This window comes from Rhodococcus sp. GXMU-t2271 (assembly GCF_041414735.1).
Taxonomy (GTDB): domain Bacteria; phylum Actinomycetota; class Actinomycetes; order Mycobacteriales; family Mycobacteriaceae; genus Rhodococcus; species Rhodococcus indonesiensis.
On record NZ_JAUIZP010000051.1, the window covers coordinates 42,971 to 67,289 of the forward strand.

Sequence of the window (24,319 nt, forward strand, 5' to 3'; positions counted from 1 at the left end):
CGAACGATTCGCCCGTGCCGTCGCTCGGAAATCGAAGCGGTGAACCGGAATCTGCCCACGCCGGGGTGTGGGCAGATCCCGAAGTCGCGCACCGATTCAGCGAGTTCGGTAGGCCACCCAGCCGCCGAACTCGGTGATGTCGACGGCGTCCGACGCTGCGTCGTGCGTGCAGCCGAAGCCGACGACCCACCGCCCGTCGGACAGTTCGACGCTGGTGAGCGTCATCGGGGCGGGCAACGCTGCCAGGAACCGGCCGAGGCCGGCCTCGGAGACGCGGAAGAGCTCGCCGGCGATCGGCGCGCCCCGGCCTGCGCCGTGACGGACGAGGCCGGGTTTCGGGGGAGTGGTGTTCAGCGCCGTCAGCCGGTACGCGTCGGAGGTGCGGACCTCGTCGACGAACCGGGCGCCGATCTCCTCGAGCTGGAAGTGCAACGGCTGGCCACGCAGGTGCGCCCCGAACACCGCCAGCTCCACCCCGCCCGTGACGAACTCCGGCGTGGGGACGCCCGTCAACCGGGCCGCGAGATCGACCGCGACCTGATCGGCGAAGGCCGGCACGACGAACATCACCCCGAAGGGACGGCCGTCGGCGGTCGGTGCACCCGGCACCGCGACGGCCGCCATGTCGAGCAGATTGCAGAAGTTCGTGAACGTGCCCATCCGCCGGTTGATCCCGGTCGGGTCCGCCTGCACCGCCGCGATCGTCGGGTGCTCGGTGGTGGTGGGCAGCAACAGCCCGTCGAACCCGTCCAGCAGGCCCGCCGCGACGGCCCCGACGTGGGTCAGCGTGTCGAGGTCGGCCACCAGCTCGTGCGCCGCCGGGCGCTTTGCGGCCGCGACGATCGCCGCGACCGTCGGATCGGCGCCGGCGGGGTTCGTCGCCAGGAACTCGCCGACGGCTGCATACCGCTGGGAAACGACGGCGCCGTCGTAGAGCAGCGTCGCGGCCTCCAGCAGGGGGGTGACGTCGACCTCGGTCACCTCCATCCCGGCGTCGCGCGCCGCGGCGACGGTGCGCGCGAACGCGTCCCGGTAGTCGTCGCACAGCGCGACGAGATTCTCGGCGCGCGGAACCGCGACACGCGGCGACGCCGGCGCCGCGAACGCTACGTCGGCCGGCCACGTCCGGCTGCGCGGGTCGCGCGGTTCCGGCCCGGCCATCACCGCCGCGGCGGTCGCCGCCAGGTCGAGCGACGTGGCGAACACCGTGAGGCAGTCGTAGTCCACGCAGGCCGGCACCACACCGTGGGCCGGGATCACGCCCAGGGTGGCCTTGATCCCCACGAGTCCCTGCAGCGCGGCCGGGACCCGGCCGGAACCCGCGGTGTCGGTGCCGATCCCGAGGTCCGCGATACCGAGTGCGACCGCGGTCGCCGAACCCGAGCTAGAGCCGCCCGACACCCGTTCGGGATCCCAGGAGCAGCGCACCGCGCCGTACGGGCTGCGGGTGCCGACGAGACCGGTGGCGAACTGGTCGAGGTTGCTCTTGCCCAGGATCACCGCGCCGGCGTCGACGAGGCGCGCGACGCCCGAGGCGGTCTCGGTGGGGGTGTACGCGAACTCGGGACAGCCCGCCGTGGTCGGCATCCCCGCGACGTCCACGTTGTCCTTCACCGCGACGAGCAGGCCCGCGAGCGGCAGGTTCTCGCCCGCCGCGACGCGCTCGTCCACGGAGTCGGCGTCGGCGAGCACCTCGGCGGCAGGCCGCAGCGCGATCCACACCTCCGGCCGGTCCACCTCGTCGATGCGGCGCAGCGCCGCCTCCGCGCGGGCCCGGCTCGACTCCTGCGTATCCGAGAGTGCCTGTTCCACAACGATGCTCATGCTGCTCCGATCACGAGAAGAGGGGTACCGGGGGCGACTTTCGCGCCCGGTCCGACGAGGACCTTCAGGACGGTCCCCTGCACGGCGGCCGGCACCGGCATCTCGAGCTTCATGGCCTCGAGGATGACGGCGGTGTCGTCGGCGCCGACCTCTTGACCCTCCGCCACCTCGACCCGCCACACGTTGCCGACCATGGGGGCTTCGACGACGACGGATCCGGCCGGCATCCCGGCGAGCGGGTCGGTGGACTCGGCCACCTCTGCCGGTGCCGACTCGGCCCGGTCGAACTCACCGGCCGCGTGCCATGCCAGCTTCTCGGTCTCGAACGCCGCGGACTGCCGCTCGTGGAACGCGTCGATGGACTCGGCGTTGTCCGCCAGGAACCGCAGATGGTCGGCGAGGGCGAACGTACCCTCCGAGACTTCGGCGTCGAACCGGCCTGCCAGGGACGCGGCGCGGTGCTCGAGCAGCTGTTCCGGGCTCACCGGTTCCCACACGATCCGGTCGAAGAAGCGGAACAGCCACGGCTTGCCGTCCTCGAACGGGCCGGACTGCCGGTATCCGGACCAGATCGGTACCGTTCGCCCGATCAACTGGTAGCCGCCGGGGGACTCCATCCCGTAGACGCACAGGTACTTGCCGCCGATGCCCACGGCGTCCGACGGGGTCCACGTGCGTGCCGGGTTGTATTTCGTCGTCACGAGCCGATGCCGGGGGTCGAGCGGAACGGCCAGCGGCGCACCGAGATACACGTCACCGAGGCCGAGGACGAGGTACTCGGCGTCGAACACCGTGTCCCGCACCTGCTCGACCGAGTCGAGTCCGTTGATGCGCCGGATGAATTCGGTGTTCGACGGCAGCCACGGCGCCGACGCGCGGACACCGCTGTGGTAGCGGGAGATCGCCTCGGCGATCGACGGGTCGTCGAACGAGAGCGGCAGGCGGACGGTGCGGCTGGGGACCACCAGGTCGTGCGTGGCCGGCAGTTCGGTCTCGAGATCCTGCAGGATCCCCAGCACGCGGCGCTGAGGCAGCACGTCCGGGTCGAAGTGCACGTGCAGGGACCGCACACCCGGCGTGACGTCGACGATGCCCGGCAGGCGCAGTGCCGCGAGCGCCTCGGACAGCGCGTGCACCCGCATCCGCAGACCGAGGTCGAGCACCATGTCGCCGTATTCGACGAGGATGTTGTCGTCGCCGCCGCGGAGATAGACCACCTCGGGGCGATCCAGGAATGCCGGGGTGCCGGCCAAGCGGCCGCCGTCGAGTGCGGACGGCCGCGCCACGGGCGGGACGTCGAGGGCGCGAGTGGTGGCGCCGCGCAGTTCGACCGCCGCCTCGTCGGTCACCGGGACGAACCGCACCGAATCCCCGGGCCGGATCTGTCCCATCTTCCAGCGGTGCCCGGAGACGACCGTCAGCGGGCAGGCGAATCCGCCCAGGCTCGGGCCGTCCGGGCCGAGCAGGATCGGGGTGTCGCCGGAGACGTTGAGCGCGCCCACCGAGTAGGGGTTGTCGTGCAGGTTCGACGGGTGCAGCCCGGCCTCCCCGCCGTCGGTGCGGGACCAGCCGGGTCTCGGGCCGTCCAGGCGGATCCCGGTGCGGTTCGCGTGGGACTGCACCGTCCACGTGGCGGCGTAGAACTGGGCCAGGTCGTCCTCGGTGAAGTACGCCGGTGCCGGCTGCGGCCCCTCGGTGACCGCGAGGTGCCACGTACGGGTGAACTCCGGCCGACGGTCCACGGGCACCGGCGCGGGGGAGGCAAGCGCGCGGGACTCGGCCACACCGAGAACATCGCCCGTGGCCACGGCCCTGCCGGTGAGGCCCCCGAAGCCGCCGAGCGTGAACGTCGAAGCGCTGCCGTGGTAGAGCGGGGCGTCGAGACCGCCACGCACCGCGACATAGGTGCGCAGGCCCTGCTCGGCCGGGGTGCCGACGTCGAGCACGCCGCCGGCCGGCACCTCCAGGGGCTCCCACATGGGCACGGGGGTCCCGTCGACGGTGACCACGACCGGCGCGCCGGTGACGCACACGAGCGTCGGGTCGGAGAACTGGAGACGCGGACCCTGCAACGTGCACTCCAGCGCCGGTGCCCCCTCCGGGTTGCCGACGGCGCCGTTCGCGGCGCGCATCGACAGGTCGTCCATCGGCCCCGACGGCGGAATGCCGACCGCCCACAACCCGATCCGGCCGGGGAAGTCCTGCACCGTGGTCATGGTGCCCGCGCGCAGCACGTCGATGCGGTGGCCCGTCGCCCGCACCTCCCGCAGCGTCGCGGTGGTGTGGGCGGCACCGAGCACCGGCTCCGCCGTGCAGATGCGCCGCAGCTGCGGCAGATTCGTCTGCACCCCGTACAGGTGCGTGTCGTCGAGCGCCTCGGCGAGGGCCGCGAACGCGGTGCGACGGGATTCGCCGCGCACGATGATCTTGGCGAGCATCGGGTCGTAGAACGAACTCACCTCGGTGCCGGTGTCCACCCACGTCTCGACGCGGGTGTGGGCCGGGAACTCGACGGCGGTGAGCAGCCCGGCGCTGGGCCGGTAGTCGTGCCCCGGGTCCTCCGCGTATACGCGCGCCTCCACGGCGTGACCGACGATGCGCGGTCCGCTGTCGGGCAGGGCGTCGAGCATCTCGGTCTCGCCCCGGCCGAGCCGCAGCATCCACTCCACCAGGTCGATGCCGGTGACCTCTTCGGTGACCGGATGCTCGACCTGCAGACGGGTGTTCATCTCCAGGAACGACGCCTCGCCGCGCTCCACGTCGTACACGAATTCCACGGTGCCGGCGGAGCGGTAGTGCACCGACGACGCGAGCCGTCGCGACGACGCGAGCAGTTCCTCGACGACCGCGTCGGGCAGGTTCGGGGCGGGCGCCTCCTCGACGACCTTCTGGTTGCGTCGCTGCAGCGAGCAGTCGCGTGTGCCGAGACTGATCGTGCGGCCGAGACCGTCGCCGAACACCTGCACCTCGATGTGGCGGGCGTGGGCGACGAACCGTTCGAGGAACACCCCCGACGAGGAGAAGTTCGCGGACGCGAGACGCTGCACTCGCTCGTAGGCGTCCCGCAGTTCGCCCGGGGTGTGGCAGGCCTGCATCCCGATGCCGCCGCCGCCGCCGACGGCCTTGAGCATCACGGGGTAACCGACGGTGGCGGCTGCGGCAAGCGCGTCGTCGACGGACCCGAGCAGGCCGCTGCCCTCGACGAGCGGAACCCCGACGGCACGGGCCGCCTCGCGGGCGGTGTGTTTGTCGCCGAAGACCCGCAACTGCTCGGGGGTGGGCCCGATGAACGCGATGCCCGCCGACTCGCAAGCGGCCGCGAATTCGGCGTTCTCCGACAGGAAGCCGTAGCCGGGATGGACGGCGCCGGCGCCGGTCGACAGCGCCGCCTCGATCACCGCATCCGCCCGCAGATACGACTGCGCGGCCGGGGCCGGGCCGAGACGCACTGCCATGTCCGCCATTTCGACGTGCGCGGCGGACGCGTCCGCATCCGAGTAGACGGCGACGGTCTTCAGCCCCAGCGTGTGCGCCGAACGCATGATGCGGCAGGCGATCTCGCCGCGGTTGGCGACGAGCAGGGTGTCGAAAGCGAACGTCACGACGGGCTCCTTCGGTGACGGGGAAGGGGAAGGTGTGGGGGCGGAACGGTCGTCAGTGCGCGAACGACATCGCGGTGACGGCACGGGTCACCCGGTCGAGCACCACTGCGAGGGATTCGCCGATGTGCCGGTGCAGCAACCGGTGGGCGAGCTCGAGTTCGTCGCCGAGGACGGCGTCGACGATGGCGAGATGTTCGGCGATCGACGTCTCGATCCGGCTGTTGACCATGAAGTCGTACATCCGCACGTGCCGGATCCGGGAGTTGACCGACTCGAGCGAGCCGGCCAGTTCCGCGTTGCCCGATGCGGCGAGCAGGGCCACGTGGAACTCCTCGTCGAGTACCACGAAACCCGGTTCCTGCTGCGGCGGATGGGCGGACAGGCGCAACCATCGTTCGCGTTCGGCGGTGAGGGCGACGCGGTCGTGCCGCACATCGGGATTGTCGATCGCGCGCGCAATGCCCTGCAGTTCCAGGGTGATCCGCAGCTCGTAGAGGTCGCGGATGCGGGGAATGCTCGGGGGCACCGGCGAGAATCCGTACTCCTCGCGGCGCAGCAGGCCGTCCGCGCACAGCATCGCGAGGGCCTCCCGGACCGGGGTGCGGGAGATGCCGAAGCGCGCGGACAGTTTCGGCTCGGTCAGCCGCTCACCGACCGGGATCGAGCCGTTCATCAGTTCGGTGCGCAGCTCCCGGTACACCCGGGTCCGGAGCGGTTGCGCCGTGGCTGTATCCGTACGTGTCGACATAGCTGTATACGCTATGGACGTCGTGTTTCGCCGAGATTGCCCGCGGTAAAGCGACGGTTAGGAAGAACTCTCAGAAGTCCCGCTCGATGCGCAGCACGCCGATGGTGGTGGCCAGGCCGTCGTATTGCGCTACCAGCAGGCAGAATTCGATCATCCGCCGGTCGTCGAGGTGAGCGGCCAGCGCCGCCCACGACTCGTCGCCGAGGTCCTTGGTGGTGACCAGCTCGTCGACGGCCGTGAGCATCGCCCGATGCCGCGGGCTCCACCCGGGGTCCTCGGGGCCGTCGAGGATGCGTTGCAGGATCTCGGGAGTGATGCCGGCGCGGCGGCCGAGACGGGTGTGATGGTCCCACTCGTAGCTGCACTCGCGCAGATGCGCCACCCGCAGGATGACCAGCTCGGATTCGAACCGGGGCAACCGCCCGAACGGCATGAGCTTGCCGGAGTAGTGCAGCCAGCCGCGGAACAGGCCGCCGGTACGGCCCAGGGTGCTGAACAGGTGCGCATCCTTCGTTCCCGCCACGGTCGAGAGCACACGCCAGACCGCCCAGTTGAGCGGGCCGAGTTCCTTGAACCGGCCGGGCCGGATGCGAGGCGACATGCCGGTCAGTCTCGCACGGCACGCGCCAATCGGGCCATGGTCCGGGCCTGCTCGGCGCGCTGCACCACCACCGCCCGCGACGTGTCGATGTGGGCGAGGAGCTGGTCGTGGGCGTCTTCGAGGCGGCCGGCGAGCACCGCCTCCGCCACACCGATGTGCTCGTCGACGGTCGCCGTGATCCTGTCGTGTGTCAGGTAGTCGAACATGCGCACGGGCCGCACCTTCGCGTTCACGGCAGCCAGTGCGTCGCACAGGGCCGCATTGCCGGCGGCGGCCAGCAATGCCAGGTGGAACTGTTCGTCGAGCCCGACGAAGCCCGCGTCCGGTTCGGGCAGATCCCGCCGCAGCGCGTACCACCGGTCGAGCTCGGCGCCGAGCACGTGCGGATCGTGCCGGACCGAGTGATCGGCCAGCGCCCGGCGGATGCCTCTCAGCTCCAACGTGGTCCGCAGCTCGTACAGGTCGGCGAGGTCGTCGAAGCGCGGCCGGTACGGGAACAGCCCCTGCTCGCGCCGCTCGACCAGCCCGTCGGACACCAGCCGCGCCAGTGCCTCCCGCACCGGCGTCCGCGAGACCCCGTACTGCTCGGCGAGTCGTTCCTCGCCGAGCCGGGCGTCCGGCGGCAGAACGCCCGTCATCAGATCCGAACGCAGCGCCCGGTAGACCCGGTCACGCCGCGTGCCGCCGGCGTTCATCAGATCGCCATGGCCGCGCGGACGGTGCCGGCGGCGTCCGTCCCGCCGTCGCCGCTGGCGGTGATGCGGCCGGATTCGAGGACGTAGTACCGCTGCGCGGCCTGCAGGGCGAAGCCGATGTGCTGCTCGACGAGCAGGACCCCGAGGTCGCCGCGCCGGCTGAGTTCGACCACAGTGCTCTCGATCTCGGCGACGACCGACGGCTGGATCCCCTCGGTGGGCTCGTCGAGGATGAGCATGCGGGGCTCGGTGATCAGAGCGCGGGCGATCGCGAGTTGCTGGCGCTGACCACCGGAGAGCAGACCGGCGCGTCGGTCCAGCAACGGCACGAGGGCGGGAAACAGCTCGAGCATGTCGGCGACGAGCTGCTTGCCGCGTCTGCGTCCGTCGGCGACGACCTGCAGGTTCTCGGCGCACGTGAGCTGCGCGAAGGACTGCTGCCCCTGGGGGACGTAGGCCAGGCCGCGGGCGACGCGCGCGGCGGGCCGCAGCGAGGTGATGTCCTCGCCGTCGAGGAGGATCCGGCCGAAGGTGGTGGGCAGCAGGCCGACGGCGGCGCGCAGCAGGGTGGTCTTGCCGGCCCCGTTGTGACCCATGACGGCGACGACTCCGTCGGCGGGGACGGTCAGGGTGGCCCCGTGGATGATCTCGGTGCGGCCGTACCCGGTCCGCACGTCGACGAGCTCGAGCATCTCACGCCTCCTGTACAGCGGTGGCGGTCCCGAGGTAGACCTCCTGGACCTGCGGGTTGTTCTGCACCTGTTCGACGGTCCCGTCGGCGATCACCCTGCCGCGGGCCAGGACGGTGACGGAGGTGGCGAAGGCGCGCATGAAGTCCATGTCGTGCTCGACGACGACGACGGTGCGCTGCGCCCCGATCCGGCGCAGCAACTGCCCGGTCTCCTCGCGTTCGTCGTGGCTCATCCCGGCGACGGGCTCGTCGAGCAGCAGCACGTCGGAGTTCTGCACGAGCAGCATGCCGATCTCGAGCCACTGCTTCTGCCCGTGCGCGAGGATGCCGGCGGGCACGTCGCGCAGGCCGGTCAGGCCGATCGTCTCGAGGGCCTCCTCGATCTGTGGCAGCACCGTCGTGCGGCGGCGCAGCAGCGACCACGGGGAGCGACCGGCGCCGGCGGCGATGTCGAGGTTCTGCAGCACGGTGAGTTGTTCGAACACCGACGCGGTCTGGAAGGTGCGGCCCACCCCGAGCCTGGCGATCTTGTGCACCTTCTTGCCGAGCAGTTCGGTGCCGGACTTGGTGACCGATCCGGTGGCCGGCACCAGCCCGGTGACGGCGTCCACGAGGGTGGTCTTGCCCGCGCCGTTGGGGCCGATGAGGAAGCGCAGGTCGCCCTGCAACAGGGTCAGGTCCACGCCGTCGACGGCGGTGAACCCGTCGAAGCTCACCCGCAGATCGCGGATCTCGAGGTACTGGCTGGACATACCGGCGTTGCCGCCGTAGTGGGGTTCGGTCATCTCGCCGGCTCCATCGTCGTGGTCGGTGCGGGGATCGGGCGGGCCGGGCCGGTGCGGGTGCGTCGCCGGCGCAACGTCGCGAGCCCGGCCAGGCCGGCGGGGAAGAACCCGATGACGACGATGAACAGCAGGCCCTGGGCGTAGGTCCACGCGGAGGGAAAGTTCTCCGACAGGGCGGTCTGGGCCCACGCGACGCCGATGGCACCGAGGACCGGGCCGAGCAGGGTCGTGCGGCCGCCGATGGCGACGCCGATGAGGAACGCGATGGAGGGGACGATGCCGACGTCGGCGGGGGAGATGATGCCGACGACGGGTACGAACAGCGCCCCGGCGATGCCGGCGAAGAAGGCCGCCGTGGCGTAGGCGACGACCTTGACGTCGGCCGGGTCGTAGCCGAGGAAGCGGACCCGCTCCTCCTGGTCGCGCACGGCCACGAGCAGCTCGCCGTAGCGGGAGAACATCAGTTGCCGGGTGAGCGCGACGACGACGAGCAGAACACCCGCGGCGACGAAGAACAGCATCCGCTTGTTCGCCGGGTCGGCGAGTGACAGGCCGAAGAAGCTGCGAAAGCGGTTGAGTCCGTTCGATCCGCCGATCGACTGCTGCCCGATCAGCAGGATCGCGAAGGCGGCGGTCAGGGCCTGGGAGAGGATCGCGAAGTAGGCACCCTTGACGCGGCGCTTGAACACGCCGAGCCCGAGCAGCACCGCGACCAGCGCGGGGAGCACCAGGATCGCGGCGATCGTCACGAATGGAGAGGCGAACGGCGCCCAGTAGCCGGGCAGTTCACGGATTCCGGCGATCTGCATGAAGTCCGGGACGGCCTCGCCGCGCAGCTCGGCGTCGGCGATCTTCAGGTGCATTGCCATGATGTAGGCGCCGAGGCCGAAGAACACGCCCTGCCCGAGGGTGAGCATGCCGCCCCGGCCCCAGGCGAGACCGATCCCGACGGCGACGATCGCGAAACACAGGAACTTCGCGAGCAGGTTCAGCCGGAAGTCCGACAACACGACAGGGGCGAGGACGAACAGCAACAGCGCGGCGAGTGCGAACCCGGCCCACGTGCGGGCCGGTCCGGGCCGGGTGAGTGCCGGCAGAAGTCTCGGGGCAGGCATCAGACCAGGCTCCTTGTCTTGACCGCGAACAGGCCCTGCGGCCGGACCTGCAGGAAGATGACGATGAGCACGAAGACGATCACCTTCGCGATCGAGGCGGTGGTGGAGTATTCGATGAACGAGTTGAGCAGGCCGAGCGCGACCGCCGCGACGACGGCACCCTCGATCCGGCCGAGGCCGCCGATGACGACCACCAGGAACGCGTCGATGAGGTACGACTGGCCGATGGTGGGGCTGGTGGAGCCGATCAGGGTCAGGGCCACCCCGGCCAGACCGGCCAGTCCGGAGCCGAGGAAGAAGGTGGTGATGTCGGTGCGGCGGGACGAGATTCCCACGGTTTCGGCGAGGTCGCGGTTCTGCACGACGGCCCGGATGCGCCGGCCCATCGGGGTGTACTTCATCGCGGCGATCAGAATCGCGACGCACACGACGGCGAGCACGAGGATGAACAGCCGGGTCCTGGGCACCACCGCTCCGAAGATCTCGACGCCACCCGAGAGCCATTGCGGTGCAACCACGTTGACGGCGGGTGCGCCGAAGACGTCGCGGGCTGCCTGCTGCAGCAGCAGGCCCACGCCGAAGGTCACCAGCAGGGTGTCGAGGGGGCGGTGGTACATGCGGCGGATGAGGGTGACCTCGAGCAGCACTCCCATCGTGCCACCGACCAGGAAACCGACGAGCAGTGACACCAGCAGGGACACCCCGGCGGCCGAGACCACCTGCTGCACGACGTACGCCGTGTAGGAGCCGGCCATGATGAACTCGCCGTGGGCCATGTTGATCACGCCCATCTGCCCGAACGTCAGCGACAGGCCCAGCGCCGCCAGCAGCAGGATCGAGCCGATGCTCAGACCCGTGAAGAGCTGTCCTACGACGACATCCATGTCGCCTCCCTTCTCGTCGGCTTCCCGGTCACGGTGGTCAGCTACCGGACAGGCCGGCGGCCCAGTCGTAGCTCTCGAGGTACGGGTCCGGCTCGATCGCCCCGCTCGACTCCCACACCGTGTAGATCAGTCCGTCGCCACGGATCTCGCCGATGCGGGCCGTCTTGGAGATGTGGTGGTTGTCCCCGTCGATCGTGACGGTGCCCTCCGGCGCGGCGAACGAGACGCCGTCGGCTGCGGCCTGCACGTCGGCGACGGCGAACGAGTTCGCCTTCTCGACGGTGTTCTTCCACAGGTACACCGAGGCGTACGCGGCCTCCATCGGGTCGGAGGTGGGCTTGTTCGCGCCGTACTTCGCCTTGTACGCGTCGACGAACGCCGTGTTCTCGGCACTGTCCACGGTCTGGTAGTAGTTCCACGCGGTGAGCTGGCCGGCGATGTTCTGCGCGCCGATTCCGACGACCTCCTCCTCGGCGATGGACACCGAGATCACCGGCATGTCGGCGGCGGTGAGGCCGACGTTGGCGTACTCGCGGAAGAAGGCGACGTTGGAGTCGCCGTTGAGGGTGTTGAACACCGCGTCCGCGTCGGCGGTGCGGACCTTGTTGACGATCGTGGAGAAGTCGGTGGAGCCGAGCGGGGTGTAGTCCTCGCCCTTGATCTCGATGCCGTTGGCCTCGGCGTACGCGCGGATGATGCGGTTCGCGGTCTGCGGGAAGACGTAGTCGCTGCCGACGAGGTAGAGCGACCGGACGCCCTTCTCCTTCAGGTAGTCCAGCGCGGGCACGATCTGCTGGTTGGTGGTGGCGCCGGTGTAGAAGATGTTCGGCGACGACTCGAGGCCCTCGTACTGCACGGGGTAGTACAGCAGCGAGTTCAGGTCCTCGAACACCGGCAGCATCGCCTTGCGGCTCGACGACGTCCACCCGCCGAACACCGCGGCCACGCAGTCGGAGCTGATCAGTTTCTCGGCCTTCTCGGCGAACACGGTCGGCTCCGATGCGCCGTCCTCGGCCACGATCCGGATCTGCTTGCCGAGAACACCGCCGTTCGCGTTGATCTCCTCGACGGCCAACGCGATCGAATCACGCACCGTGACCTCGGAGATCGCCATGGTGCCCGAGAGCGAGTTCAACGAGCCGACCTTGATCGTGTCACCGGAGGTGTCGACGCACGAGGCGGATCCGGCGGCGTCGGTGCTGTCGGTGGCCTTGCTGCCGCAGGCGCTGAGCACGAGACCGACGGCGGCCAGCGCGACCGGCGCGGCGACGGCGCGCCTGGCGAACGTGGATGTGGCAACTGGCATGGAGGTGCCCTTCTTCGAAGGTGGGAACCGGACGGGGCCCGGCGTATCCGGGCTGCGTATACAGCGCTGTATCCGTGGGTCCGAAGAGTAGGCGGCCGGTGTTGCGTGAGAATGTCTCGCGGTGACGAGTTCATGACGCGTGTTACGACCTCGTTGCCGAATGCGCACACCCCGAGGTCTGGGCGTATCCGCGCCTCGGCAGGACAGCGGCGCGCTCTTTGCATCGCGCGGCTGTCCTGCCGCCGTGCGGGTTTCCGAACGACCTAACGCCGGCGACGACGGGCGGCGGCGTCGATTCGCGCACACACGTCGTCGAAGCGGAAGAGTTCCGGCCATGTCCAGCGCACCACTTCGTATCCCTGGGCCCGGATCGCATCCTCACGAAGCTTCTCGCGGTGCACCGTCTCGGCGCTCGCGCCGGGATCCGAAGACCGGTACTTTCCCATGCCGTCGAATTCGCCGACGATGCCGAACTCCTGCCAGAAGAAGTCGGTGCGCGCGACGAATGCGCCCCCGGCTGTCCGTATCTCGAATTGCAGAACGGGGTCGGGCAGACCTGCCGCCCGAATGCGGAGGCGGCTGATCGACTCACCCGGGCTCTCACTTCGTCCGTCCAGGAATGCGCACATTCGTCGAGCCGCTGCAATTCCGGTTCGGGTGTGGGCTGCCGTCAAGGCGGCCGGGAGTTCGGCGTGGGCCTCGGGTCGCAGTCTCAGTGCAGAGTCACCCAGCACCACTGCACGGTCGGCATCCAGGCAGCGTGCCGTGTCGACGATCGTGCGTGCCGCCGCCGTCACCGCTGTCCCGTCCACGATCTCCACGTCTTTTTGTGCGAAAGGTGCTGCATGCACGTGTAGTTGGGAGGTCCTACGTCCGCCGGAGCGTCGATTGCGACTGACGTGAACCAGTGTGAGGTCCGGACGCCACAGAGCGAACCCGTGCACGACGGCGGCGGAGGTGTGGCTCACCACAGCCTCGGGGCCGAGCTTGGCGGCGGCCGCACGTACGCGTACCAGGTGCCGGCCGGCGTCGTCGAGGTCGGCTGCGATCTCTCTGGGCAGGTAGACGCCTGCGTCGAGACGCTCGAGAGCGCCGGTACGCAGTGCTTGGCGGATCTCGTCCTCGGTGAGCCCGGAGCGGACGGCGTCGCGCCGTGTGATGGGGATGTGGTCGGTCATGCCGAACACGGTGCCCCGAGGGAGGGCCCCTTCGGCGGGAACTCCGCGCTCCGGGCCGGATCTGGGGAGCAATCGCCCGGTTGTGGACAAAACTGATGCGGCACTGCCGCGCCGTCTCCGGGCATCCGCGCGGTTGGTTGGGCGTGTGGCTGTCCGACCGTCGCGCGGGTGTTACTTGATGAGGTAGGGGGACACCGAACTCTGGTGCTCGTTGATGACGAGTTCCTTGCCCAGTGGGGGAAATGCGCGTTGGGGGCAGTTCAGGCGCTCGCACACGCGGCAGCCGGCCCCGATGGGGGCGCCGGGGTTGGCGTCGCTGAGGTCGAGTCCGTCGGCGTAGACGAGGCGGTGCGCGTGGCGCAGTTCGCAGCCGAGGCCGATCGCGAAGGTCTTCGACGGCTGGCCGTATCGGGCGGCGCGACGCTCGACCGTGCGTGCGACCCACAGGTAGCGACGTCCGTCGGGCATCTGGGCGAGCTGGGTCATGATCTTGCCCGGATATGCGAACGTCTCGTACACGTTCCACAGGGGGCAGGTGCCGCCGCTGGTGGAGAAGTGGAAGCCCGTGGCGGACTGCCGTTTGGACATGTTGCCCGCCCGGTCGACGCGGACGAACGAGAACGGCACGCCGCGCAGCTTCGGTCGCTGCAGGGTCGACATCCGGTGGGCGATGGTCTCGTAGCTGACCGCGTAGAAGGCGGAGAGCCGCTCCACGTCGTACCGGAAGTCCTCGGCCATCTCGTGGAACTGCGCGTACGGCAGCATGATCGCCGCCGCGAAGTAGTTGGCGAGGCCGTGGCGGGCCAGGGAGAGCGAGGCCTCGCTGGTGAAGGCGCCTTCGGCGACCAGCTTCTCGATCAGCTCCCCGCACTCGAGGTAGGCCAGCTCGGTGGCCAGCTTGAACACCTGCTGGCCGCCCGACAGCCGCGCGGAGATCTCGAGGGTGCGCGTGGCGGGGTCGAACCGGTGCAGCACGTTCTCGCCGAGATCGACGCGACGGACGAGCTGCACGTCGTGCACCGCCTCCATGCGCTTGATGATGCCGCCGGAGATGTCGCCCCGGTGGAAGCGGATCCGGGTGGCGAGTTCCTCGGCGGCGGTGTCGAGTTCGTGCAGGTAGTTCTGCCGCTGATAGAAGTAGTCGCGGACCTCCTCGTGCGGCATGGTGATGGTGCCGGTGCCGCTGCCGTCGCTGTACCGGTCCTCGGTGGCGGCGGCGAGTTGCGCGGTGGTGTTGCGGAACCGCCGGTGCATGTTGACCATCGCCCGTGCGAGCCCGGGGTGGGCCGACACCATCGCGGCGATCTCCTGGGCGTCGGCGTCGATGCCCATCTCCTGGTCGAGGGCCACCTCTCGCATCTCGGCGATGAGCCGGGTGTCGTCCTGGGACGAGAAGAACGTGGTGTCGACCCCGAAGACCTCACTGATGCGCAGCAGGACCGGAACCGTGAGCGGCCGCACGTCGTGCTCGATCTGGTTGAGGTAGCTGGCCGAGATCTCCAGGGTCTTGGCCAGCGCTGCCTGGCTCAGTCCCCGCTCGGTCCGCAGCTGGCGCAGGCGGGCGCCGACGAACGTCTTTGGCATCACCCCAGCGTACGAGCGTCTACACAGCTTTGCAACGAGGGATTCGCAACGTTAGCTCTCCGCCAGACCCAGCCAGGAACCGGGCGCGAAGGCCTCGTAGTGGACGGCGTCGGGCGACACCCCCGCAGCGAGCAGCGTCTGCCGGATCGAGCGCATGAACGGGACCGGACCGCACACGTAGACCTGCGGGTCGGTCGGCAACTCGACACCGTCGAGCGGGGAGTGGCCGTCCTCGCGGAGTTCTTCGAACTCGGAGTACCGGGTCTGCATGCGGGCCCGCGGCAGGCGATCGACCAGGGCCTGTGTCTCCGCGCGGCGGGGATGGTCGTAGGTCGAGCGGTCGACGTGCACGACGAGAACCTCGCGCTCGGATCGGTGCGCCGCCAGGTGCTGCAGCGCCGCGAGTGTCGGGGTGATGCCGATGCCGGCCGAGATCAGCACCAGAGGATCGTCGCCGTCCTCGACGACGAGGCTGCCGAACGGATGGGAGACGACGAGTTCGGTGCCGATGCCGACGCCCCCGGCGAGGAACGGGGAGACGATCCCGCCCCGGACCCGCTTGACGGTGACGGCCCACTCGCCCGGGACGTGGCTGCGCACGAGGGTGTACTGGCGGATCTGGCGGGTGCCGTCACCGAGGGTGGTCGCGATGGAGATGTACTGTCCGGGAAGGAAATCCGGGAGCGGAGTGTCGTCGAGCGAGCGCAGCGTCAGAGTTGCGACCTCGGCGCCGTCGAACTGGACGTCGGTGACCACGACGACGCGCCACACCTGACCGTGCCGGACCCCGGCCTTGTCGTAGAGGGCCGCCTCCTGCTCGATGAGCGAGTTGGCCATCAGGGTGTAGACCTCGCGCCAGGCCGCGGCGACCTCGGGGGTGACCGCATCCCCGAGCACCTCGGCGATCGCGGCGAACAACTGGTGCCGCACCACCTCGTAGTGGGGAGCCTGGACGCCGAGCGAGGCGTGCTTGGCGGCGATCCGGGCCATGATCGCGTCGATGTCCGCGGCGTCCTCGGTGACCAGGAGCGTCGCGAACGCGGCGACCGAACTCGCGAGGGCCTTCTGCTGCTCCCGGTTCTCCTGGTTGGTGCGGTTGAACAGGTCGGTCCGCAGCGAGGGTGCGGCCGCGAAGAGCTTGTCGTAGAACAGCTCGGAGATCCGGCCGATATGGGCACCGACGACCGGCAGGGTGGCCTCGATCACCGGCTTCGACGTGGCGGAAAGGATGGCGCCCTCCTCGACTCGTGTGCGAGTGGGGAGTGGGCACGCCCGCTCGGCGTGACCGGCCCCGACTGATCAACGCGCACATGGTAGACGAACGATCTTGGTCCCCGGCCGATTCGACCGGGACGACTTCCCGATTCGCCGCAGTCGATTCTGTGAGACTGGTCACAATGAAGGCGGCATCCCGCGTTTCCGGGTCTGGTGGGCCCGCACTCGGAGGTCTTCGCGATCCGCGCCCGCCGGGGGCGGCGTGGCGGACAATGCCGAGGTAATTGCTACCGGCGAGTAGCCCAGGGCTCGATAGGCGAGTTCGTTGGACGCCCCAAACGTTTGCAACCTTTGCAAGGCCGTTGGAAAACCTAGCGAAGATTGGCATTAGCAACAGGTAGACCGCACTTTCGGGGTGTGTCATTGTCGAGTGGTACATCCGAAAGGTTCGCGAAGGATGTGAAGTAGTACGCACGTACTGCAGAACGTCCGGCGCGGATCCGATCTAGAGAGTGGAGCTTTAGATGTCGACCACCGGCACCCCGAGGACCGCTGAGGAAATCCAGAAGGATTGGGACACCAACCCGCGCTGGAAGGGGATCACCCGCAACTACACGGCCGAGCAGGTCGCGAAGCTGCAGGGCACCGTCGTCGAGGAAGCCACCCTCGCCCGCCGCGGTTCGGAGATCCTCTGGGACCTCGTGAACAATGAGGACTACATCAACTCGCTGGGCGCCCTCACCGGCAACCAGGCCGTGCAGCAGGTCCGCGCCGGCCTCAAGGCCATCTACCTGTCCGGCTGGCAGGTCGCCGGTGACGCGAACCTGTCCGGCCACACCTACCCGGACCAGTCGCTGTACCCGGCGAACTCGGTTCCGCAGGTCGTCCGCCGCATCAACAACGCGCTGCTGCGCGCCGACGAGATCGCCAAGATCGAGGGCGACACCTCCGTCGACAACTGGCTCGCCCCGATCGTGGCCGACGGTGAAGCCGGCTTCGGTGGCGCGCTCAACGTCTACGAGTTGCAGAAGGCGATGATCGCGGCCGGTGTCGCCGGTTCGCACTGGGAGGACCAGCTCGCGTCGGAGAAGAAGTGCGGCCACCTCGGTGGCAAGGTGCTCATCCCGACCCAGCAGCACATCCGCACGCTGACCTCGGCTCGCCTCGCGGCCGACGTCGCCGACGTCCCCACGGTCGTCATCGCCCGCACCGACGCCGAGGCCGCGACGCTGCTGACCTCCGACGTCGACGAGCGTGACCGCGAGTTCCTCGACGGCACCCGCACCGCCGAAGGCTTCTACGGCGTCAAGAACGGCATCGAGCCCTGCATCGCGCGCGCCAAGGCGTACGCGCCGTACTCCGATCTGATCTGGATGGAGACCGGCGTGCCGGACCTCGAGGTCGCCAAGAAGTTCGCCGAGGCCGTCCGCGGCGAGTTCCCGGACCAGCTCCTCGCTTACAACTGCTCGCCGTCCTTCAACTGGAAGGCGCACCTGGACGACGCGACCATTGCGAAGTTCCAGAAGGAGCTCGGCGCGATGGGCTTCAAGTTCCAGTTCATCACCCTCGCCGGCTTCCACTCGCTGAACTACGGCATGTTCGACCTGGCCCACGGCTACGCCCGCCAGGGCATGACCGCCTTCGTCGACCTGCAGGAGCGCGAGTTCAAGGCCGCCGAGGAGCGTGGCTTCACCGCCATCAAGCACCAGCGTGAGGTCGGCGCCGGCTACTTCGACGCCATCGCCACCACCGTCGACCCGAACACCTCCACGGCGGCCCTGAAGGGCTCCACCGAGGAGGGCCAGTTCCACTAGGAACCGGCAACCGGATGTGGGCGCGGCGGGATCTCGAACGACCAGGTCCCGCCGCGGCCGTATCCACCCCCTGTCGAAAACTCCCTTCACGACCCCCACATGACGAGTAGGAGCTGACGTGACCAGCGAAAAGATTCAGCGCGTCGGCGTGATCGGCGCCGGGATGATGGGCGCAGGTATCGCCGAGGTGTGCGCGCGCGCTCATGTCGACGTACTTGTGTACGAGCAGACCCGCGAACTCGCGGCTGCCGGGCGTGCCCGCATCCTCCGGTCCCTCGACCGCGGTGTCAGCAGCGGCAAGATCACCGAACGGGAGCGTGAGCAGGCCGCCTGGCGGCTGCGCTTCACCTCCGACCTCGGCGACTTCGCCGATCGCCAGCTCGTCGTGGAGGCGGTCGTCGAGGACGAGAAGGTCAAGGCTGAGATCTTCGCGGAGCTCGACAAGATCGTCACGGATCCGAACGCGGTGCTGGCATCCAACACCTCGTCGATCCCGATCATGAAGCTGGGCATCGCCACCACCCGGCCCGAGCGGGTCATCGGCATGCACTTCTTCAACCCGGTTCCGGTGCTGCCGCTGGTCGAGCTGGTCACCACGCTCAAGACCAGCCCCGCGGTCTCCCAGCGCGCGGAGGCCTTCGCCTCCGAGGTGCTCGGCAAGCAGGTCGTCCGGTCCTCCGACCGGGCCGGCTTCATCGCCAACGCGCTGCTCGTGCCCTACCTGCTGTCGGCGATCCGGATGGTCGAATCCGGCTTCGCCACCAAGGAGGACATCGACAAGGCGATGGTTCTCGGATGTGCGCACCCGATGGGTCCGCTCGCGCTGACCGACCTGGTGGGCCTGGACACGGTCAAGTCGATCGCCGACTCGATGTACGGGGAGTTCAAGGAGCCGCTCTACTCGGCTCCGCCGCTCCTGCTGCGCATGGTCGAGGCGGGCCTCGTCGGCAAGAAGTCGGGCGCCGGCTTCTACGAGTACGCCGACAACGGTCGTGCCGCCAAGAAAGTCAGCTAGGTAGGTAGCACCACACCGCATCTCGGCGCCCGTGTGCCGACAGCACAGCCGTTGCGCTGGCTGTCGGGACACGGGCGCGAGGTGCATCGAGGGAAAGGTCGACCCCTGATGGCCAGCAATGCAGACGGATACGGCTCCAGCATTCTCGGGTATCCGCGCATCGGACCCCGCCGTGAACTCAAGCGTGCGCTCGAGGCCTACTGGCACGGTACCGGCACGCGCGACGAACTCGTCGCGGTGGCCCGCGAGATCCAGGAGTCCACCTGGAGCGAACTCGCCGCCACCGGACTCACCCAGGTGCCGGGCAACACGTTCTCCTACTACGATCACGTGCTCGACAACGCACTGCTGTTCGGTGCGATCCCCGAGCGGTTCCGCCCGCTCGTCGGCGAGCTCGATCCACTCGACCTCTACTTCACGCTGTGCCGGGGCCGTGAGGACTTCCCGCCGCTCGAGCTGGTCCGCTGGTTCGGCAGCAACTACCACTACCGGCAGCCCGAGCTCGACGAGACCACCACCTTCGCCCTGAACTCGGCGGCGGTACTCGACGAGTTCGAGCGCGCCAAGGCCCGTGGCATCGAGCTGCGCCCGGTCGTGCTCGGCCCGATGTCCCTGCTGCTGCTGTCCAAGGTCTCGGAGACGTCCGAGCAGGACGGGTTCTCCACGCTCGACCTGCTCGACCGGCTGCTGCCGGAGTACGAGAAGCTGTTCGCGGAACTCGCGCGCGCCGGCGCCTGGTGCGTGCAGCTCGACGAGCCGTCCTTCACCGAGGATCGCACCCCGCAGGAGCTCGAGGCGTTCGCGCGGGCCTACGACACTCTCTCCCACGCGCCGCTGCGCCCGCGCCTGCTCGTCACCGGCCCCTACGGCCACCTCGGCGAGGCGCTGCCCCTCCTCGCTGCCACCAAGGTCGAGGCCATCGGTCTCGACCTGGTCAACGGCCGGATGAGCGCCGAGGAGCTGGCCGCGGTGCCGGGACTCAAGCGCAAACGGATCTATGCGGGGGTCGTCGACGGCCGCAACGTGTGGAAGGCCGATCGGCACCGCACTCTCGAATACCTGAGCAGCCTCGCGGCCGTTGCGCCCGACCTGGTGGTCTCCACGTCGTGCTCGCTGCTGCACGTGCCCTACGACGTGCTCGCCGAGTACGACATCCCGGGCGACGTGGCGGACCGGCTGGCGTTCGCCAAGCAGAAGGTGGGCGAGGTGGTCTCGCTCGCCAAGGCACTGACCACCGGGGCGGAGGAGCGGTGGCGCAAGCCGCCGACCTCGGTGCACTTCAAGCAGAAGCACACGATCCGCGCCCGCGTCAACGCCCTGCGCCCCGAACACCGCCGCCGGGTCCCGTACGAGGAGCGCCGCGCCGCGCAGCAGGAGCGCCTGAAGCTGCCCCCGGTGCCGGCGACCACCCTGGGCTCGTTCCCTCAGACGGCCGAGATCCGCAAGGCCCGCTACGAGCTGGGTGAGGGGCGCATGTCGTGGGACGACTACGTCAAGCGCATCCAGGAGGAGATCGAGTCCACCATCCGGTTGCAGGAGGACATCGGTCTCGACGTGTTCGTCCACGGCGAGCACGAGCGCAACGACATGATCCAGTACTTCGCCGAACTGCTCGAGGGCTTCGCCACGACGCACTTCGGCTGGGTGCAGGCCTACGGGTCGCGGTGCACGCGGCCGCCGATCCTCTACGGCGACATCGTGCGGCCGAAGCCGATGACGGTGGAGTGGATCGCGTTCGCGCAGTCGCTGACCGACAAGCCGGTCAAGGGCATGCTCACCGGTCCGGTCACGATGCTGGCCCGGTCGTATGTGCGCCAAGACCAGCCGTTGCACGAGACGGCCGACCAGCTGGCGCTGGCGATCCGCGACGAGATCGCCGATCTCGAGCGGGCCGGCATCGCGATCATCCAGGTGGACGAGCCCGCGATCCGGGAACTGCTGCCGTTGCGGCAGGACGGCCGGGCCGAGTACCTGGACTGGGCGGTCGACGCATTCCGGCTCGCGACGGGCGGCGCCAAGCCCGAGACGCAGATCCACACGCACCTGACCTACTCCGGTCAGGCGTCGGTGGTCGACGCGATCGAACGGCTCGACGCGGACGTCACGGCGATCGTCGCGACCCGTTCGATCCGCTGGGTGCTCGAGGCCATCAAGGACAAGGCGCTCACGCACGGTGTCGGGCCCGGTGTCTACGAGAGCCGATCGGCGCGCATTCCCGACATCGACGAGCTCGACGAACTGCTCAGCACCGCTGCGGAATCCGTCGAACTCGACCGGCTGTGGGCCAATCCGGACGGCGGGCTCAAGACCCGGCACTACTGGCAGCTCGAGCCGTCGCTGCGCAACCTCGTCGCCGCCGCACGCCGGCTGCGGCGCCGCGCGGCCGGACAGTAGCGGCCGGACAGGAGCGACCGGACGGCAACCGACGACGCGCACCCGCGAGCGGCCCCGCGGGTGCGCGTCGGCGCGCCGGCAGGTAGGCATGAACGCATGACTACCGTTGCTGCGTACGCCGCCACCGCGGCGGACAGACCTCTCGTCAAGACCACCATCGAGCGGCGCGAGCTCGGTCCCCTCGACGTGCTCATCGAGATCCGGTACGCCGGAATCTGCCATTCCGACATCCACACCGCCCGCAACGAGTGGGGCGGCACCCGCTACCCGGTCGTCCCCGGCCACGAGATCGTCGGGGTGGTGAGCGCTGTCGGCTCCGACGTCACCAGGCATGCGGTCGGCGACCGGGTCGGCGTGGGCTGCTTCGTCGACTCGTGCCTCGAGTGCGAGGCCTGCACCAGCGGCGACGAGCAGTATTGCGCCGAGCGGGTCACCGGCACCTACAACGCGGTCGGCCGCGACGGCGAGGTGACTCAGGGCGGATACTCCACCCATATCGTCGTCACCGAGCACTTCGTCCTGAAGATCCCCGACGGCCTGGCGCTCGATGCGGCGGCGCCGCTGCTCTGCGCGGGCATCACCCTGTACTCCCCGCTCCGGCACTGGGGCGCCGGACCGGGCAGGAAGGTCGCCGTCATCGGCATGGGCGGTCTCGGCCACGTCGGCGTGAAGATCGCCGCGGCAATGGGTGCGGAGGTGACCGTGCTGGGGCATTCGCTGGCCAAGCGGGAGGACGGGCTGCGATTCGGCGCCGTCGACTACCGCGCCACGACCGATCCGCAGACCTTCGTGGATCTGCGGGACACATTCGACCTGATCGTCAACACCGTGTCGGTGAATCTCGACATGGATGCCTACCTGTCGCTGCTCGCCCGCAACGGCACCCTCGTCGAGCTGGGCCTGCCCGAACACCCCCTCACGCTCCGGGCGTTCTCGCTCGCCCGGAACCGCCGCAGTCTCGCCGGCTCCATGGTCGGCGGCATCCCGCAGACTCAGGAGATGCTCGACTTCTGCGCCGAACACGGGATCGGCGCCGAGATCGAGGTCGTCCCGGCCGACCGGATCGACGAGGCGTACGACCGGGTCGTGGCGAGCGACGTGCGCTACCGCTTCGTCATCGATGCCACCACCATCTGAGCAGTCCGGCAGGTGTGAGACCGCGACGGCCGGGTACTCCCGCCTCGTACCTCGAGACGTGGAGGAAATGTGAAGAAGGCGTTGTACCGGCCCGTGAGCCTCGTAGTCAGTTCTCTGGCGGGTGTGGCCGCCGGCATGGTGTTCCGGAAGGTGTGGGCGCTCGGTGCCGGCCAGGACGATCCGCCGGAGGCCATGGACAGCCGCTTCGGGTGGCGTGAGGTGCTGGTCTCCGCCGCCGTGCAGGGAGCGATCTTCGGCGCGGTGAGCGCGGCGGCGAACCGCGCGAGCGCAGTCGGCTTCCGCCGCGTCACCGGCACCTGGCCCGGGAAGCAGTGACCCGGGGACGAAGAGAGACCCTCGGTCCTAGAAGCCCTCGCCCAGTTGTTCACGCAGCTGGGCGAGGGTTTTCGTCAGCAGTCGTGACACGTGCATCTGGGACACACCGACCCGTTCGGCGATCTGGGTCTGGGTCATGTTCCCGAAGAAGCGCAGCAGCACGACCGTGCGCTCGCGTTCCGGCAGCGCGGCCAGCAGCGGACGCAGCGCTTCGTGGTTCTCCACGTGCGCGAGCGCGGCGTCGTAGTCGCCGAGAGTGTCCGCAAGAGTGACGCCGTCGTCCCCGGCCGGGGCAGGCCGGTCGACCGAGACCGCCTGGTATGCGTTGCCGGCGACGAGGCCTTCCGCGACCTCTTCGGGATCGAGTCCCAGTTCCGCTGCGAGTTCGGCCGCCGTGGGGGCACGGCCGAGGCGCTGCGAGAGTTCCCCGGTCGCCTTGCTCAGCGCCAGGTGCATCTCCTTCATCCGGCGCGGCACGCGCACCGCCCAACCGGCGTCGCGGAAGTGGCGGCGCACCTCGCCCATGATGGTCGGAACCGCGAAGGACACGAAGTCCGAGCCGCGCTCGGGATCGAACCGGTCCACGGCGTTGACCAGGCCGAGGCGGGCAACCTGCAGAAGATCGTCGAACGCCTCGCCGCGGCCGTCGAATCGGCGGGCGATGTGTTCCGCGAGTGGCAGGCACCGTTCGACCAGGCTGTCGCGCATGGTTCCGCGTGCGGGATCGTCCTCGCCGAGCGCCACCATCTTCTCGAAGAGAGGGATGACGTCGGCGTATTCGTCGGCGGCTCGGCCGCTGCGCCGTTGGGCGCCGGTCCCCGTCACAGAACAGCGCTGCTGTCGGTCAGGGAGACGTCGATGGTGGTGACGGATCCCTCGTCGGTCTCGTCCACCTTCACGTCGACGGAGTCGGCGAGCGCATTGAGTACATGCCACCCGAAGGTCCGCGAGTCCGCGGTCAGTCCGCCGTCGACCGTGAGAGCAGACGCGCTGATCCGCAGTGCAGGCGGCATCGCCTGGAACCGGCACGACAACGTCGCACCTTCCGGAGCCCGGGTGATGAGCCGGGTGCCCGCCTCGTCGATCGCGAGCTTGACGTCGGCCACCGCGTCGAGGTCGAAGCCCTGCTGGATGGCGATGGCGGCAGCGACCGCGCGCAGTACGGGAAGCTGGCCTGGTTCCGCGCGCACCCGCAATTCCACTACGGGATGGGTGCGTTCGAGGGCCGAATCGATCGATGCCGTGTTCGCCATGTGTGTTGTTTCTCCGTTGCGGCAGGTTGAGGGCCCGGGCGAGCGGGTGTTCCTCGCGAGACTACCCGCGACGCGGGGTTCTCAATCATGCGGAAACGGTTTCCGTACCAGTGGCATTGCAGCTGGTAGGCAGGTTCTTTGC

The 24,319-nt window shown here is 69.3% G+C and carries 20 protein-coding genes; 5 read left to right on the forward strand and 15 right to left on the reverse strand.

Going from position 1 to position 24,319, the window contains the following annotated elements; genetic code table 11:
- Positions 1-96 precede the first annotated feature (96 nt).
- The 13 genes from atzF to QYS60_RS19110 form a co-directional block, all read right to left on the reverse strand.
- Entirely contained in the window at positions 97-1,824 is a 1,728-nt protein-coding gene (gene atzF / locus QYS60_RS19050; protein WP_289378549.1) for an allophanate hydrolase, read from the reverse strand.
- Complete coding sequence (uca, locus tag QYS60_RS19055; protein WP_289378550.1) at positions 1,821-5,426, reverse strand: urea carboxylase; 3,606 nt, start codon at positions 5,424-5,426, stop codon at positions 1,821-1,823. Before uca ends, atzF begins: the two co-directional genes overlap by 4 nt.
- Before the next feature lie 52 nt (positions 5,427-5,478).
- A complete protein-coding gene (locus QYS60_RS19060) occupies positions 5,479-6,174 on the reverse strand; it encodes a GntR family transcriptional regulator (RefSeq protein ID WP_289378551.1) in 696 nt (231 codons plus the stop codon).
- 70 nt (positions 6,175-6,244) lie between these two features.
- A complete protein-coding gene (locus tag QYS60_RS19065) occupies positions 6,245-6,775 on the reverse strand; it encodes a carboxymuconolactone decarboxylase family protein (RefSeq protein WP_289378552.1) in 531 nt (176 codons plus the stop codon).
- A 5-nt stretch (positions 6,776-6,780) separates the two neighbouring features.
- Positions 6,781-7,470 (reverse strand): GntR family transcriptional regulator, encoded by a 690-nt coding sequence (locus QYS60_RS19070; protein WP_289378553.1) that lies wholly within the window; start codon positions 7,468-7,470, stop codon positions 6,781-6,783.
- Complete coding sequence (urtE, locus tag QYS60_RS19075) at positions 7,470-8,162, reverse strand: urea ABC transporter ATP-binding subunit UrtE (protein ID WP_003937455.1); 693 nt, start codon at positions 8,160-8,162, stop codon at positions 7,470-7,472. The genes QYS60_RS19070 and urtE overlap by 1 nt, the downstream gene beginning before the upstream one ends.
- A gap of 1 nt (position 8,163) precedes the next feature.
- On the reverse strand, positions 8,164-8,946 hold the full coding sequence (urtD, locus tag QYS60_RS19080; RefSeq protein WP_003937456.1) for an urea ABC transporter ATP-binding protein UrtD: 783 nt from the start codon (positions 8,944-8,946) through the stop codon (positions 8,164-8,166).
- The gene (gene urtC / locus QYS60_RS19085) at positions 8,943-10,061 is read right to left on the reverse strand and encodes an urea ABC transporter permease subunit UrtC (RefSeq protein WP_003937457.1); all 1,119 of its coding nucleotides are present in this window, start codon (positions 10,059-10,061) and stop codon (positions 8,943-8,945) included. The genes urtD and urtC overlap by 4 nt, the downstream gene beginning before the upstream one ends.
- Entirely contained in the window at positions 10,061-10,945 is an 885-nt protein-coding gene (urtB, locus tag QYS60_RS19090; protein ID WP_054371723.1) for an urea ABC transporter permease subunit UrtB, read from the reverse strand. Before urtB ends, urtC begins: the two co-directional genes overlap by 1 nt.
- 37 nt (positions 10,946-10,982) lie before the next feature.
- The gene (gene urtA, locus QYS60_RS19095; RefSeq protein ID WP_003937459.1) at positions 10,983-12,251 is read right to left on the reverse strand and encodes an urea ABC transporter substrate-binding protein; all 1,269 of its coding nucleotides are present in this window, start codon (positions 12,249-12,251) and stop codon (positions 10,983-10,985) included.
- Positions 12,252-12,514: 263 nt separating this feature from the next.
- Complete coding sequence (locus tag QYS60_RS19100; RefSeq protein WP_371383954.1) at positions 12,515-13,429, reverse strand: hypothetical protein; 915 nt, start codon at positions 13,427-13,429, stop codon at positions 12,515-12,517.
- A gap of 171 nt (positions 13,430-13,600) precedes the next feature.
- Positions 13,601-15,013, reverse strand: a complete 1,413-nt coding sequence (gene ramB, locus QYS60_RS19105) for an acetate metabolism transcriptional regulator RamB (RefSeq protein ID WP_289378558.1) — start codon at positions 15,011-15,013, stop codon at positions 13,601-13,603.
- Positions 15,014-15,064: 51 nt separating this feature from the next.
- Positions 15,065-16,219, reverse strand: coding sequence for a globin domain-containing protein (locus QYS60_RS19110; protein WP_289378559.1), 1,155 nt, complete (start codon positions 16,217-16,219; stop codon positions 15,065-15,067).
- A 533-nt stretch (positions 16,220-16,752) separates the two neighbouring features.
- On the opposite strand from QYS60_RS19110, the gene aceA reads away from it, so the two are divergent.
- From aceA to QYS60_RS19135, 5 genes are all read left to right on the forward strand, one after another.
- On the forward strand, positions 16,753-18,042 hold the full coding sequence (aceA, locus tag QYS60_RS19115; protein ID WP_003937463.1) for an isocitrate lyase: 1,290 nt from the start codon (positions 16,753-16,755) through the stop codon (positions 18,040-18,042).
- A gap of 118 nt (positions 18,043-18,160) precedes the next feature.
- Positions 18,161-19,057 carry a 3-hydroxybutyryl-CoA dehydrogenase gene (locus tag QYS60_RS19120; RefSeq protein WP_003937464.1) on the forward strand — a complete coding sequence of 299 codons (897 nt, stop codon included), beginning with the start codon at positions 18,161-18,163 and terminating at the stop codon, positions 19,055-19,057.
- 108 nt (positions 19,058-19,165) lie between these two features.
- On the forward strand, positions 19,166-21,451 hold the full coding sequence (gene metE, locus QYS60_RS19125; RefSeq protein ID WP_289378561.1) for a 5-methyltetrahydropteroyltriglutamate--homocysteine S-methyltransferase: 2,286 nt from the start codon (positions 19,166-19,168) through the stop codon (positions 21,449-21,451).
- A 96-nt stretch (positions 21,452-21,547) separates the two neighbouring features.
- Entirely contained in the window at positions 21,548-22,588 is a 1,041-nt protein-coding gene (locus QYS60_RS19130; protein WP_289378562.1) for an NAD(P)-dependent alcohol dehydrogenase, read from the forward strand.
- Positions 22,589-22,657: 69 nt separating this feature from the next.
- Entirely contained in the window at positions 22,658-22,924 is a 267-nt protein-coding gene (locus QYS60_RS19135) for a DUF4235 domain-containing protein (RefSeq protein WP_003937467.1), read from the forward strand.
- A 27-nt stretch (positions 22,925-22,951) separates the two neighbouring features.
- On the opposite strand, the gene QYS60_RS19140 is transcribed toward QYS60_RS19135, so the two are convergent.
- Positions 22,952-23,749 carry a SigB/SigF/SigG family RNA polymerase sigma factor gene (locus QYS60_RS19140; RefSeq protein WP_289378564.1) on the reverse strand — a complete coding sequence of 266 codons (798 nt, stop codon included), beginning with the start codon at positions 23,747-23,749 and terminating at the stop codon, positions 22,952-22,954.
- Complete coding sequence (locus QYS60_RS19145) at positions 23,746-24,177, reverse strand: ATP-binding protein (protein WP_003937469.1); 432 nt, start codon at positions 24,175-24,177, stop codon at positions 23,746-23,748. The genes QYS60_RS19140 and QYS60_RS19145 overlap by 4 nt, the downstream gene beginning before the upstream one ends.
- Positions 24,178-24,319 lie beyond the last annotated feature (142 nt).